This is a genomic window from Sphingomonas sp. BK580 (genome assembly GCF_014194975.1).
Taxonomy (GTDB): Bacteria; Pseudomonadota; Alphaproteobacteria; order Sphingomonadales; family Sphingomonadaceae; genus Sphingomonas.
This window is the reverse complement of sequence record NZ_JACIAY010000004.1, coordinates 157,700-171,846: the sequence shown is the minus strand read 5'-3', so window position 1 is coordinate 171,846 and position 14,147 is coordinate 157,700. Positions and strand designations below refer to the sequence as shown.

Annotated in this window: 10 protein-coding genes; 7 read left to right on the top strand and 3 right to left on the bottom strand. The window is 70.9% G+C overall.

Going from position 1 to position 14,147, the window contains the following annotated elements; all coding sequences use genetic code 11:
* Nucleotides 1–1,470: an aminotransferase class I/II-fold pyridoxal phosphate-dependent enzyme gene (locus tag FHY05_RS09585; RefSeq protein ID WP_183944164.1), complete on the top strand. Its 1,470-nt coding sequence runs from the start codon at nucleotides 1–3 to the stop codon at nucleotides 1,468–1,470.
* A 209-nt stretch (nucleotides 1,471–1,679) separates the two neighbouring features.
* On the opposite strand, the gene FHY05_RS09580 is transcribed toward FHY05_RS09585, so the two are convergent.
* Together FHY05_RS09580 and FHY05_RS09575 are read right to left on the bottom strand one after the other, a co-directional pair.
* Entirely contained in the window at nucleotides 1,680–2,381 is a 702-nt protein-coding gene (locus FHY05_RS09580; RefSeq protein ID WP_183944163.1) for a YafY family protein, read from the bottom strand.
* A 126-nt stretch (nucleotides 2,382–2,507) separates the two neighbouring features.
* Nucleotides 2,508–3,095: a glutathione S-transferase family protein gene (locus FHY05_RS09575; protein WP_183944162.1), complete on the bottom strand. Its 588-nt coding sequence runs from the start codon at nucleotides 3,093–3,095 to the stop codon at nucleotides 2,508–2,510.
* A 448-nt stretch (nucleotides 3,096–3,543) separates the two neighbouring features.
* Between FHY05_RS09575 and FHY05_RS09570 the strand changes: the two genes are divergently transcribed.
* The 5 genes from FHY05_RS09570 to FHY05_RS09550 all read left to right on the top strand — a co-directional run bounded on the left by FHY05_RS09570 (nucleotide 3,544) and on the right by FHY05_RS09550 (nucleotide 8,651).
* The gene (locus FHY05_RS09570; protein WP_183944161.1) at nucleotides 3,544–3,996 is read left to right on the top strand and encodes a DUF2231 domain-containing protein; all 453 of its coding nucleotides are present in this window, start codon (nucleotides 3,544–3,546) and stop codon (nucleotides 3,994–3,996) included.
* Nucleotides 3,993–5,315, top strand: coding sequence for a sorbosone dehydrogenase family protein (locus FHY05_RS09565; RefSeq protein WP_183944160.1), 1,323 nt, complete (start codon nucleotides 3,993–3,995; stop codon nucleotides 5,313–5,315). Before FHY05_RS09570 ends, FHY05_RS09565 begins: the two co-directional genes overlap by 4 nt.
* Nucleotides 5,316–5,355: 40 nt before the next feature.
* On the top strand, nucleotides 5,356–5,535 hold the full coding sequence (locus FHY05_RS09560; protein WP_183944159.1) for a hypothetical protein: 180 nt from the start codon (nucleotides 5,356–5,358) through the stop codon (nucleotides 5,533–5,535).
* A gap of 129 nt (nucleotides 5,536–5,664) precedes the next feature.
* Nucleotides 5,665–7,503 carry a glycoside hydrolase family 9 protein gene (locus FHY05_RS09555; protein WP_183944158.1) on the top strand — a complete coding sequence of 613 codons (1,839 nt, stop codon included), beginning with the start codon at nucleotides 5,665–5,667 and terminating at the stop codon, nucleotides 7,501–7,503.
* Nucleotides 7,504–7,517: 14 nt separating this feature from the next.
* Nucleotides 7,518–8,651 (top strand): endo-1,4-beta-xylanase, encoded by a 1,134-nt coding sequence (locus FHY05_RS09550; RefSeq protein WP_183944157.1) that lies wholly within the window; start codon nucleotides 7,518–7,520, stop codon nucleotides 8,649–8,651.
* A gap of 192 nt (nucleotides 8,652–8,843) precedes the next feature.
* Here the strand turns inward: FHY05_RS09550 and FHY05_RS09545 are convergent, their stop codons facing one another.
* On the bottom strand, nucleotides 8,844–12,404 hold the full coding sequence (locus FHY05_RS09545) for a TonB-dependent receptor (RefSeq protein WP_260181442.1): 3,561 nt from the start codon (nucleotides 12,402–12,404) through the stop codon (nucleotides 8,844–8,846).
* Nucleotides 12,405–12,630: 226 nt separating this feature from the next.
* Between FHY05_RS09545 and FHY05_RS09540 the strand changes: the two genes are divergently transcribed.
* Nucleotides 12,631–14,145, top strand: a complete 1,515-nt coding sequence (locus tag FHY05_RS09540) for a tryptophan halogenase family protein (RefSeq protein WP_183944156.1) — start codon at nucleotides 12,631–12,633, stop codon at nucleotides 14,143–14,145.
* Nucleotides 14,146–14,147: the final 2 nt, after the last annotated feature.

Below are 14,147 nucleotides of genomic sequence, written 5' to 3'. Positions count from 1 at the left end.
TTGGATCAGAACCAGTCCCCGGTCGCCGACAATCTGGCGATGTTCGCTCGCGACCCCGTTCACGGCTTCGGCGGGCCGGGCCATCACCGCGGCCGCGGCGCGCCGGCGGAGGCGCTCGCCGCGCTCGGCGACGCCGCCTTCCGCGCCGACATCCTCACCCCCAAGGGGCTCGACGACCGCACCAAGCGCTTCCACGTGATGGAACAGGCCGAGGCGCTGGCGGCGGATGCCTGGGGCGCCGACGCGGCCTTCTACGGCACGAGCGGGACGACGCAGAACCTTCAGGCGCTGCTCCTCAGCCTCGCCGCGCCCGGCGACATCTTGCTGGTCGCGGGCAACGACCATCGCGCCTCCTTCTCGCTCGCGCTGACGAGCGGGCTGACGATCGTGCCGCTCACGCCCGCCTATGACGCCGAGCGCGACGTCGAGAACGGCGTCACGGCCGCGGCGGCCGAGGCCGCGCTCGCCGCGCATCCCGGGGCCAAGGCGGTGGTGATCGTCTCGCCCACCTTCTTCGGCGTGACCAGCGACGTCCGCGCGATCGCCGCCGCGGCGCACGCGCGCGACGTGCCGCTGATCGTCGACGCCGCCTGGGGCGGTGCCTTCGCCTTCAGCGCGGCGCTGCCGCCCTGCCCGCTCACGCTCGGCGCCGACGCGATGGTGACGAGCGTCCACAAGACCATGGGCGCGCTCGCGCAGGGCTCGGTGATCCTGCTGCGCGGCGATCGGGTCGACCCCGACCGGCTCCAGCGCACGCTCGACTGCATCCAGACGACCAGCCCCTCCGTACCGATCCTCGCGAGCCTCGATCTTGCCCGCCGCGCCCACGCGCGCGACGGCGAGGCGCTGTGGCGCGGCGTGCTCGAGCGCGTCGGCACGGCGGCGTCGCGGATCGCCGCGCTGGGCGACTATCGCGTCTACGGCGACGAACGGCTCGGCGCGCCCGGAGTCGCCGACCTCGACCGCAGCAAGCTGGTGATCGACGTCACCGCACTGGGCGTCAGCGGCTTCGACGCCGACGAGTGGCTGCAGTCGCGCGCGCGCGTCTCGGTGGTGCTGTCCGACGCGCGGCATCTGGTCGCCACCTTCTCGGTCGGCAACGACGCGGGCGACGTCGACGCGCTCGTGGCTGGCCTGGCGGGGTTGCGGGACGCGGTCGCGCGGGGCGAGCTGCGGCGCTCGGCGCCGGGGGCCGGCTATGGCGCCCTCGAGCGCGGCACCACGGTGATGCTCCCGGCGCACGCGGCGCGTGCCGCGAGCGAACGGGTCAGCTATGCCGATGCCGTGGACCGGATCGCCGTCGAGCTGGTCGCCCCCGCTCCGCCGGAGGTGCCGCGGCTCATGCCGGGCGAGCGCGTCACCGCCGCCACCGCCGCGTGGCTCGCGCACGCTGACGCGAGCGGGGCCTTCATCCCGGGTGCCGAGGGCGACGAGCGCGGCACGATGCTGGTGGTGCGCGACCGCGCGTGAGCTTGGCGAGCGCGGATGGCGCGACCGCTGTACTGGCACGCGCCGCGGTCCCGCGACTCAGAGGGAGGTTCTCCGGCTCGCCCACACCGCGTCATCCCGGGCTCGAGCCGGGATGCATGCTTCCGCGCCAGCAACGATCGAGGCGCGCGCGGCACCATGGCTCCCGTTTCAAGACCGGGATGACGAGGTGAACACGGCCGCGGCTCGCCTCACCCCGCCGCCTCGCGTCGTGCCGCCATCATCGCGAGCCAGCGCCGCCGCAGCACCGCGCGGCGCTCGGGGTAGCGCTCGTCGAGGAAGCTGACGCTCGCCAGCCGGTCGGTGCGGAACATGCGGAAGTCGCCGCGCAGCTCGCACCAGGCGATCAGCACGCGCTTGCCATCCATATAGCCGACCAGGAACGGCCACACCGTCCGCTCGCTCGGCGCGCCGGCGGCGTCGGCATAGCCGATCCGAAGCTTGCGCCCCTGCAGGCTCCAGGCGCGCAGCCGCGCGACATCGACCCCGGCATCGGCGCGCTCGCTCCACGACGGCGGGGTGATCACGGCGGGCTCGTCGATCGCGGCGCGCAGCCGCTCCGGGATCACCGCCGCCACCTTGGCGAGCACGTCGGCCGCGGCACGCGCCAGCCCCTCGTCGGCGTGCACCAGCACCCATTGCGCGCCGAGCACCACCGCCTCGACCTCGTCCGAGGTGAGCATCAGCGGCGGCATGTCGAAGCCGCGCTCGAGCACGTAACCGATCCCCGCCTCGCCGCGGATCGGCACGCGCTGCGCCACCAGCGCGGCGATGTCGCGATAGACCGAGCGTCGGCTGGTCTCGAGCTCGGCCGCGATCGCGTCGGCGGTCATCGGGCCGGGCGCGCGGCGGAGCAGCTGGACGATCTCGAACAGGCGGTCGGCGCGGCGCATGCGGCCGAGCCTAGGGCCGCGCGAACGGCGAGGCGAGCCCGCAGAGCAGCGGCGTGGCGGCGCTCGCCAGGATGAGCAGCGCGGTCGCGACGAAGCCCACCGCCGCCCAGCACAGGTCGCGCGCGGTCACGCCGGCACCGCGTCACGCGCCATCGCGCGCTGGAAGGCGGGACGCTCGGTCAGCCGCGCGAGATAGGCGGGGATGACGCCGTCGTTCGGCATCAGCTGATGCGCCCAGCCGAGCGTGCCGCCGAGCATCACGTCGGCCGCGCTGAAGCGCGCGCCCAGCAGCCACGGTCCGTCCGCCAGCGCACGCTCGATCCGCGTCAGCGCGGCGGCGAAGGCCGGCGGGATCTCCCCCTCGATGGCGCCGAGCCGGGCGCCGATCGCGGGGCCGAACTCGCCCTCGATCCAGCTCAGCCAGGTGAGATAGGCGCCGCGGTCGCGGTCCCCGATCGCGGGTGCGAGCCCGCCATCGCTCGCCCGATCGGCGAGAAAGGTCGCCACCGCGGCGGACTCGGTGACGAGCACCTGCTCGTCGAGCAGCGCGGGCACCTTCTTGTCGGGGTGCGGGTTGGCGGCGTCGGGTCCCTCACCGCTGCCGTCGCGGTAGCGGATCGTGACGTAGCGGAGCTGGTACGGCACGCCGAGTTCCTCGAGCAGCCAGATGATCCGGGTCGAGCGCGAGCGGGGAGCGTGGAACAGCGTCAACATGGAAGGTCTCCTCGGGCCGGGGCGGCCGGTGGAGACGGTGTACGTCGGGCCTGCTGCCAACGTGGTGGCAGCAGGGTGGTGGTCGGCAGCCTGGTGCGGATCGGCGAGCGGGCGGAGCTATAGGACCGGTCGAGGCGGCCGGAGCTCGTCGTGCCACCGCCCCCTCTCGTCATTCCCGCGACGGCGGGCGTCCAGACACGCTGACGCTGAGGCAGGAAGCGCGACGACAGCGCGTCTAGATCCCCGCCTGCGCGGGGAGGACGGAAGAGGAGAGGCGGCAGATGGAAGGGAGCCGAAGCAAGCGCGGGCGGAGGAGGAGGTCGACGGCGAAAGATCACCGGCACCGCACCGCCCTTGATCTCGATCGATACCTTCGTCCCGCCGCGCGCGGAACTGCGCGCGCCATCCGCTCGTACTCGCGCCACTCGGACCGGAAGGACCTGACTCGATGGCATCCAGCCCCGGGCGCCCAGCGCTCGCTCCCCTCGCGCTCGCGGGGCGGCCGATCTACCCGGTGCTACTGCCGGTGCCGATCACATTGTTCCTCGCCGCACTGGTGACCGATCTCGCCTACGCCGCGAGCGCCGAGATGATGTGGCTCGACTTCTCGTCCTGGCTGCTGCTCGCCGGGTTGGTCGCCGGGGGCGTAGCGGGCGTCGTGCTGCTGATCGAGCTCGTCCGTGCCGGCGCCGCCCGGCGCGGCGCGCTCGGGCTGCACTTCACCCTGCTGCTCTCGGCCTGGATCGTCGAGGTGTTCAACTCCTTCATCCACGCGCGCGACGGCTGGACCGCGGTGGTGCCGACCGGGCTGACGCTGTCGGTGCTGGCAGTGCTGCTCGCGCTCGCCGCTGGCTGGTTCTGGCAGGCGGTGCCGCGGCGCATCGCGGGAGACGTGCGATGATCCGTCGGTTCGCCCCCGCGCTGGTCGCGCTCCCGCTCGCCGCGTGCGGCAGCGGGCAGCAGATCGATCAGAATCGCCAGTACGGCGCCAACCCGGTGCTGCCGGCCCCGCACGAGCAGCTCGTCGCCGACGTCGGGGTCTACGAGACCGTCGGCTGGAAGAAGGGCGAGACGCCCACCGTCCCCGCCGGCTTCCGCATCGAGCCGCTCGCCAGCGGGCTCAGCAACCCGCGCAACGTCGTCGCGCTCCCGAACGGCGACGTGCTGGTGGTCGAATCGCGCAACGAGGGAAAGGAGCCGGTGCAGCGGCCCAAGGACCCGATCCGCGACTGGGTGATGGCGCGCGCGCACTCGCAGACGCAGAGCGGCGACGCGCCCGCGCCGAGCAACCGCCTGACGCTGCTGAGCGGTGCCGGCGGCGACGGCGGCCCCAGCGCGCGCTCGGTGCTGGTCGACAAGCTCAACGCGCCGTTCGGCGTGGTCGCGCTCGGCGGCCAGCTCTATGTCGCGAACACCGACGCGATCGTGCGCTATCCCTTCGCCCCGGGTCAGACGCGGGTCACCGGCCCGGCGACGCGGCTGACCCCGCTGCCGGCGGGCGCGATCAACCATCACTGGACCAAGAGCCTCACCGCCAGCCCCGACGGCACGCGGCTGTATGTCGGCGTCGGCTCGAACAGCAACGCGATGGAACGCGGCAGCGACGCCGAGCGGGATCGCGCCGCGATCTTCGAGGTCGACCCGCGCACCGGCGCGTCGCGTCCCTTCGCGACCGGCCTGCGCAACCCCAACGGGCTCACCTTCTACCCCGGCACCAACACCTTGTGGGCGGTGATCAACGAGCGTGACGAGCTCGGCCCCAACCTGGTGCCCGACTATCTCACCTCGGTGCGACCCGGCGCCTTCTACGGCTGGCCCTACAGCTATTACGGCCAGCAACGCGACCCGCGCGTCAGGCCGCAACGCCCCGACTTGGTCGCGCGCGCGATCGCGCCCGATTACGCGCTCGGCTCGCACGTCGCGCCGCTCGGGCTCGCCTTCTACACCGGGGCGAGCTTTCCCGCGGGCTACCGCGGCGGCGCCTTCGTCGGCGAGCACGGCAGCTGGAACCGCACCGAGCCCCACGGCTACAAGGTCGCCTTCATCGCCTTCCGCGACGCGCGCCCCGTCGGCGTGCCGCGCGACTTCGTCACCGGCTTCCTCAAGGACGGCAAGGCGCGCGGTCGCCCGGTCGGCGTCGCGGTCGATCCGCGCGGCCGGCTGCTGATCGCGGACGACGTCGGCGGCACGGTGTGGCGGGTCAGCTATGTCGGCGGCTGAGACGCTGGCCAGCGCGGCGCGAAGCGCGTAGCGAAGCGCGATGGCCGACCGCTTCGAGAGACATCGCCAGCCGTGGCGCCCCGACGAGATCCAGAAGCTCCACACGCTCGCGAAGAAGGGCATGGCGCTGAAGGCGATCGCCAAGGCGCTCACCCGTAGTGAGGAGTCGGTGAAGGAGCGGGTGAAGCAGGACGGCCTGTCGATCGCCAAGCTGCACTAGGCGCGTCGCGCGGCCGCGCGCCGATCCGCCGCCGCGAGCGCCGCCCGCGCGGCACGCGGCAGCGATCGACCGTTTTCTTCTTTGATCTCCGACGTTTCCTCGTCTCGCGCGCTCCGGTACGCTGCGCCCATGACTCGTCGCCCCGCCCGCCTGATCGTCTCGCTCGCCGCCTCCGCCGCGCTCGGCGCGGCCCCGGCACCGAGCGCGATCCATCTGAACCAACTCGGCTTCCTGCCCGACACCGCCAAGCGAGCGATCGTCGCCGACCGCTCGACCCAGCCGCTCCGCTGGACCGTGCGCGACGCGCGCGGGGCGACGGTTGCCGCGGGCGAGACGCAGGTGATCGGCGACGACGCGGCCTCGGGTGACCACGTCCATCTCGTCGATCTCGGCCGGGTCACCGCGCCCGGCACCTATAGCCTCAGCGTCGGCGGGCGGACCAGCCGCCCGTTCGCGGTGGGCGCTGGCCTTTACCGCCCCCTCGCCGCGGCCGCGCTGCACTATTTCTACCAGACCCGTGCCGGCATCGCGATCGAGCCGCGCTACGCCGGCGACCCGCGCTGGGCACGTCCGGCCGGCCACGCCAAGGAGATCGCGCCGTGCTTCTCCGGCAAGGACGAGCGCGGCACGCCCTGGTCGGGGTGCGACTATCGCCTCGACGTCACCGGCGGCTGGTATGACGCGGGCGACCACGGCAAATATGTCGTCAACGGCGGCATCGCGCTGTGGACGCTGCAGGACCTGTACGAGCGCGACGCGCGCGCCGGTCGCTTCCCCTTCGCCGACGGCCGCGGCAACCTGCCCGAGAGTGGCAACGGGGTCGACGACCTGCTCGACGAGGCGCGCTGGGAGATGCGCCTTCTCCTCGCGATGCAGATCCCCGACGGCGCACGCGCGACCGTGCCCGTCGGTCCCGCCCGCGGCGCGGAAGCGCCCGCCTTCCGCACGATCGACGCCGGTGGCATGGCGCACCAGAAGGTCGCCGACCGCCGCTGGACCGCGCTGCCGACCCGCCCCGCCGACGACCGCGAGGACCGGCTGCTCTACCCGCCGACCACCGCCGCGACGCTCAACCTCGCGGCGACGGCGGCACAGGGTGCGCGCATCTGGCGCACGATCGACCCGCGCTTCAGCGCGACCTGCCTCGCCGCCGCGCGCCGAGCCTACGCCGCCGCGCTGCGCCATCCGCAGGTCTTCGCCACCAGCAGCTTCACCGGCAGCGGGGGCTACGGCGACGACGACGTGAGCGACGAATTCTACTGGGCCGCGGCCGAGCTGTACGCAACCACGGGCGAGCCCGAGTTCGCTGCGGCGCTGCGTGGCTCTCCGTGGCACACCGCGCCGGTGCGCGCGCCCGACTGGGGCCATGTCGCCGCGCTCGGCACGATCACGCTCGCGACCGCGGCGGGTGTGTCGGCGAGCGAGGCGACACCGGCGCGCGCCGGGCTGATCGCCGCGGCCGACGGCTTCCTCGCCGAGGAAGCGCGCAGCGGCTATCGCATCCCTTATGCCACGCTGGATTATCCCTGGGGATCCAACGCGGTAATCCTCAACCGCGCGATGATCCTGGGCGTGGCGCAGCGGCTCACCGGGGCAGCGCGCTACCGTGACGGCATGGTCGACGCGATCGACTATGTGCTCGGCCGCAACCCGCTCGACCAGAGCTATGTCTCGGGCTTCGGCGCGCGCCCGCTGACCAACCCGCACCACCGCTTCTGGGCGCACCAGCTCGACGCGTCGCTGCCCGGTCCGCCCCCCGGCATTGTCTCCGGCGGCCCCAACTCGACCGCGATGGCGGACCCGATCGCGGCGAAGATGAAGGGCCGGTGCGCGCCGCAGCGCTGCTGGGTCGACGACATCCGCGCCTATGCGCTCAACGAGGTGGCGATCAACTGGAACGCCCCGCTGCTCTGGGTCGCTTCAGCGCTCGACGAACCGGGCGCGCGCACGACTCGCCGCCGCCGCTGACAGAGGAGCCGGACATGGACTGGTCGCCGACACGACGCGAGGGATTGGCGGCACTCGCCGCGGCGCTGACCGCCGGACCTGCCATGAGTGCGAGCGGCGCGTCCGGGCTCGACGCCGTGGCTCGTCGGCGCGGGCGCCGCTTCGGCTCGGCGCTGTCGAGTCGACCGCGAGGCGCCTCTCCGGACAACCCCCGCTACGCCGCGCTGCTGCGCGCCGACTGCGGCGTGCTCGTCGCCGAGAACGAGACGAAGTGGCAGCATCTGCGGCCTACGCCCGACCAGTTCGATTTCGCCGCCTTCGATCGCATCGCCGACTATGCCGCGCGCGCGCACATGGCGCTGCGCGGACACAACCTGCTCTGGCAGCGGCGCAAGTGGATGCCGCGCTGGCTCGAGGCGCATGACTTCGGCGCGCGCCCGGCGGCCGAGGCCGAGCGCATCCTGCGCGAGCATATCGCGACGGTCACGCGCCGCTACGGCACGCGGATCACCAGCTATGACGTCGTCAACGAGGCGGTGACGCCGGAAACCGGCGCACTGGAGGAGACCGCGCTGAGTCAGGCGCTCGGCGGCACCGAGGCGACACTGGACCTCGCCTTCCACACCGCGCGCGCGGGGGCGCCGCACGCCGAGCTGGTCTACAACGATTACATGAGCTGGGAGCCGGGCAATGCGGCGCACCGCGCCGGCGTGCTGCGGCTGCTGGAAGGCTTCCGCAAGCGCGGCACGCCGGTCGATGCACTCGGCCTGCAGTCGCATATCGTCACCGCCGGCAGCGATACCGCCGCGAGCGCGCGCGCTTATGAGGGCGAGTGGCGGCACTTCCTCGATGCCGTCACCGCGATGGGCTATCGCCTGCTGATCACCGAGTTCGACGTGCGCGACAACGGACTGCCCGCGGAGGTCGCCGCGCGTGACCGCGGCGTCGCCGATTACGCGCGGCGCTACCTCGACGTCACGCTCAGCTATCCGGGGCTGCGCGACGTGCTCGCCTGGGGGCTGAGCGACCGCTTCAGCTGGATCGGCCCGTTCGAGCCGCGCCCCGACAAGGCGCCGCGACGTCCGTGCCCGTATGACGTCGACTATCGCCCCAAGCCGCTGCACGCCGCGATCGCGCGTGCGCTGGCGGAGGCACCCAGGCGCGCGTGACCCGCGGCGCTCACGGATGACAACGGGCCACCCATCGCGCGGCGGATCGTCACGCCGGGCGTGACCCGGCATCCATGTTTCCCGTCGCGCCACGGGCGTGACGCCCGCGGCATCCCGGGTCCGGCTCCGACCCGTATAAGCGGAGGGAGAGCGCGGCCGTGATCATCGACGGACCGACGCTCTCCGCACCACTCAGTAGTTGGCGCGCAGGATGATCGAGTAGCGCCGGTCGTTGGTGAAGTAGGAGCGCGGCGCGAGGTCGTCCGAGCCGCCCTTGTAGGCCTGGAGCAGCTTGGTCGTCGTGTTGGTCAGATTGACCCCCTGAACGCCGAGCTTGACCCATTTGTTCAGGTTGATGAAGGCCGAGGCGTCGAGCTGCCCGGTCGCGTCGTTGAAGATCGACGTGTAGGGGAAGATCACGTCCGCCGCGGTGAGCAGGAAGCGTGACCGCCAGTTGTACGCGGCGCGCAGCGACACCGGCCCCTTCTCGTAGAAGACCGTCGCGTTGACGTTATGCTTCGACAGGCCCTCCAGCGGCAGGTTGCCCTTGGCGATCGTCGAGTTCGACGAGGGCGTGCCGCCGTTGAGGAAGGAATTGGGCAGGCCCGAGCTGTCGATATAGGTATAGTTTCCGTTGAAGCCGAGGCCGCTGAGGAAACTTGGCAGGAAGTCGAAGGTCTGCTGGTAGGCGACCTCGAAGCCCTTGATCTTGCCCTTGCCGTCGTAGTTGGCGGGGCCGCGTGCCTGGATGTTCTGCGTGATGCCGTTGTTGGTGATCGAGCGGTTGACCAGCGACTGGTAGAAGAAGCCGTCCACCGTCTTGTAGAAGGCGTCGAGCGAGATCTGACCGACACGGCCGAAATACCATTCCACCGTCGCGTCGAACTGCCACGCGGTGGCGGGTTTGAGATACGGGTTGCCCGCGTTGATCGTCACCGTGCCCGAGCCCGGCTCGAGCGCGTAGGTCACGTACGGCCTGATGTTGGCGAAGTCCGGCCGGGTCAGCACCTTCGACGCGGCGAGGCGGACGATCACGTCGTTGGTGACACCGAACTTGAGGTTCGCGCTCGGCAGCCAGTAATTGTAGCTGTTGGTGAAGTTCGCCGGCTGCGAGGCATAGCCCGGCGTCGCGAAGGTGCGCAGCCGCTCATATTCGGTCTCGCCCAGGGTACAGACGCCGCCAGGCTGTACCGTCTCGGTGGTGCCATTGGGCAGCTGTCGCTGCGAGGTGGCGCAGCGGGTCGAGTAAGGATCGGCCACGCCGAGCTCGGTCCGATTAGGCACCGCCGTCTCGGTGCGCGATTGCACCGTCGTACGAACGTACCGCACCCCGATGTTGCCCGAGAGACGGATGTTGCCGAACACCGGCTCGTTGTTGCCGAACTGGACCATGGCATAGGCCGCGCTGTCCTGCTGATTGACGTTCGAGACCTCGGACGGGAGGAACGCGGTACCCGGGATCGCGCCGACGCGCTGCCCGGCGGCGAGGAAGCGATTGGTCGCGGTGGCGCCGTTGGTATTGCGCCAGATGTCGTTCTGCGTCTGGAAGAAGTTAGTAGCCCCATTATAGTCGCCGATCAGATCGCCGTTGTAATAATAGGCGCTCGGCGGGGCCGCGGTCTGGCCGCGGAAGAAATTGTCAAACGAATACAGGGATGAACGGCTCGTGTCGCCCTGGTTGAAGGATACGGGTGCACCGGAGAAGGTGTCGTTCACCCGGCCCGACCAGACTTCGCTGATCGCTCCCCAGTTGTAAGCGGTGTAACGCACATCCTGCGAGCGCTCGGCATATCGCGCACCGAACTTCACTCGCTGCAGGAAGTCGCCCTCGTCGAACTTGTAGGCGAAGTCGCCCTTGATCTGATATTCCGAGCCGACGCTGTGTTCGATGTGGTCCATCGCCGCCCGCCAGAACTGGAAGTCGCGGCTCTGGAAATAGTCCGAGTCGCTCGCCGCCGCCATCGCCGGGTTCGGTGAGGCCCAGTTGGCCGCCAGGGTCAGCGGCTTGTGGGGGATCACCACGGGCAGGTTGCCGGTGAGGTCGAGTTCCGAGTCGGCGAAGGTCGAGCCGAACACGCTCAGATCGGTGACGTCGTGCTTGGCATACGTATAGTCGACATCCAGCCCGATCGACCAGTGATCGTCCGGATTGATCTTGAGGTTGAAACCGGCGTCCTTGACGAGATTCTCGTCATAGACCTGGCGCCGCGACAGCGACTGCTGCGTCCCGCCCGTCGGCACCGTCGTCGTTGGCTGGCCGCTCGAGCTCGTACGCCAGCCGTTGCCGGGCAGCGTGATGAAGCCGCTCTGGAAAAGCCCGCTGTCGTCGTAGACGAAGTTCGGATAGGGCCCGCCGCCCGGATTATAGCCGTTGCCGCGCTGATTCTCGCCGAACTGGAACTGGCCCGCGCCGGTGAGCTGGCACTCCGCGCGCGTGGTGCTCTGGTTCGCGCCGTTGAGCGGTCCGTTGCCGTTCTGCTGGCAGCCCGCCGGGTAGGTGCTGTACTCGGACAGGTCGGGCGCGGTCTCGAACGTGTGCTCGCCCCAGGCGCTGCTCGAGTGGGTGCGCAGGAACTGGGCGGTAAAGGTGGTGCGCTCGTCGGTGCTCTGCCACTGCACCGCCAGCGCCTGGCCGTCGCGCTTGCGATCATAGTCCTGGCTGCGGAACTGGCCCCCGATCGGCGCATAGGCGATCGCGGTCGGGTCGGCATAGCCGTCCGCGCCCGCGGTGCCCTGCGCACCGCAGACATTGGCGGGGTTCGGGAAGGATTGGCCGCCCACGCCGTTCACCGTGCCGGGCAGCAACGTGAAGCCGTCGGTGGTGCCGGGCAGCTGGTTGCGGCAGGTCACCGTGGTGTTGGTGCCGGTGCCGGTCGCCGCCTGGACGCCGTCGCGCGTCTGGAAGTTGGTGACCTGGATGCCGTCGGCGCGGCTCTTCAGCCGCGAGTAGGAGGCGTTCGCCAGGATGCCGAACCGACCGATCGGCGTGTCCCAGGTGTTCGAGACCAGCAGCGAGCCCGTCGGCGCCCATTTCTTGGCGAAGTCACCGTAATTCGCCTCGACCCCGCCCCCGATGTGGAAGCCCTTGTTATCGAACGGCTTGCGCGTGTTGAGGTTGACCGTGCCGGCGAGCCCGCCCTCGATCAGGTCGGCGGTGGCGTTCTTGTACACCTCGACCGAGCCGAGCAGCTCGGAGGGCACGTCGGCGAAGTTGATCGCCTGGCCGCCGATACCGGCCGAGAAGGTGTCGCGTCCGTTGAACTCGGAGCGGACGAAGTTGAGCCCGCGAACGTTCACACCCGAGCCCTCGACCGAGAAATGGTCGGGGTCGTTGTTCCCGGCGAAGCGGTTGATCGAGACGCCCGGCACGCGCTGAAGCGCCTCGGTGACCGAGCGGTCGGGCAGCGCGCCGATGTCCTGCGCCGTGATCGCATCGACGACGGTGTCGGAGTTGCGCTTGATGTTCTGCGCGTTGGCGAGGCTCTGCCGGATGCCGGTGACGACGATGTCGCTCTCGCCGGCGGCGTCCGTGGCCGGCGTGTCACCGCTGTTCTGCGCCGCCGGATCCGCCCCCGGCATGTTCGGCGAGGTCGCCGCGCCGGCGGTGTTCTGCCCGGTCGCTGCGCCCGTCTGCGCCAACGCCGGCGCGGCCAGCGCGAAGGCGCACATCGCCGACACAGAAACGCCGGTCAGAACGGCCCTGTTACGAAGTCGGGTATGGCCGCCGCGGGCGGGCTTGTCCTCGATGATCATCACACCCCCTCCTGAATAATCATACTACGATGTCTCTCCGCGCCGATCGCGTGGCATCTTCCAGCAATCGGTACGACTGCCGCGAGCGCGCCGCAACGGAAATGTTTGCGCTATCATTTTTCATTATTCGGTGTGGCTTTCCGGCATTCCCGCGGCCGCCGCTTGCGCTATGACAAGCCGGGATCGCGGCGCCGGAACGGACGTCCGCGACGGGAGGTGGAGGCGGATGGAGCGGGCGGAACGACAGCGCGTGGTGGTGGTCGGCGGAGGCACGTCCGGCTGGATGACCGCGGCCGCGCTCGCCAAGCTGCTGCCGACGCGCTGCACGGTCGACCTGGTCGAATCGGAGGCGATCGGGATCATCGGCGTCGGCGAGGCGACGCTGCCGCACATCCGCGCCTTCAACGAGCGGCTCGGCATCGCCGAGGCCGAGTTCATGGCGGCGACCCGCGCCACCTTCAAACTGGGGATCGAGTTCCGCGACTGGGCGCGGATCGGCGACAGTTACATCCACCCGTTCGGCACCTTCGGCCGCGGCACCGGCGAGGTGCAGTTCCACCATTACTACGCGCGGCTGCTCCACGAAGGCGTCGCGCTGCCGCCGATCGAGGCCTTCTCGATGGCCTGCTCGCTCGCGCGCGCGAATCGCTTCGGCGCGCCCGCGACCGACCCGCGCCAGATCGCCTCCACCTTCGGCTACGCCTATCAGTTCGACGCCGTGGCCTTCGCGCCCTATCTGCGCCGGCTCTCGGAGGGCCTGGGGGCGCGCCGCACCGAGGGACGGATCGTCGACGTCGCGCGCGACCCGCTCAGCGGCGACGTCACCGCGGTGGTGTTGGAGGACGGTCGCCGCGTCGAGGGTGACCTGTTCATCGACTGCTCCGGCTTCGTCGCGCTCCTGATCGGCAAGGCGATGGGCGAGCCGTTCGACGATTGGTCGCGCTGGCTTCCCGCCGACCGCGCGGTGGCGCTGCCGTGCCGCACCGCCACCGCGGTGACGCCCTATACCAGCGCGATCGCCATGCCCGCGGGCTGGCGCTGGCGCATCCCGCTCCAGCACCGCACGGGCAATGGCTACGTCTTCGCCAGCGACTTCCTCGACGAGGGCGCCGCCGCCGACGCGCTGGTGGCCGCGGTGGAGGGGACGCCGCTGGCCGAGCCGCGCGTGCTGCGTTTCAAGGCGGGACGGCGGGCGCGCAGCTGGGTCGGCAATGTCGTCGCGGTCGGGCTCGCCTCAGGGTTCCTGGAGCCGCTCGAGTCGACCAGCCTGTACCTCGTCCAGCAGGCGATCACCGCGCTGGTCGAGCTGTTCCCGGAGCGCCGCATCGCTTCTGCCGATCGCGACGAGTTCAATCGCCTCGTCAACATGGAATATGACCGGGTCCGCGACTTCCTGATCCTGCACTATCACGCGACCGAGCGCGACGACTCGTCCTTCTGGCAGTACGTCCGCAGCATGGAGATCCCCGCCAGTCTCGCCGAGAAAATGGCGCTGTTCCGCCGCCGTGGCCGCGTGGTGAAGTATCGCGAGGGCGCCTTCCTCGATGCCAGCTGGGTGTCGGTCTACCTCGGCCAGCGCGTTCTGCCCGACGGCCACGACCCCCGGGCGGACGGGCCGGAAGCGGACATCCTCGCGGCGGGCATGCGGCGGCTTCGTGGCGAGATCGAGGCGGCGACCCGCGGCATGGCGGAGCATCGCGACTTCCTCGCGGCCTATTGCCCCATGCCGGCGGCGGCGTGACG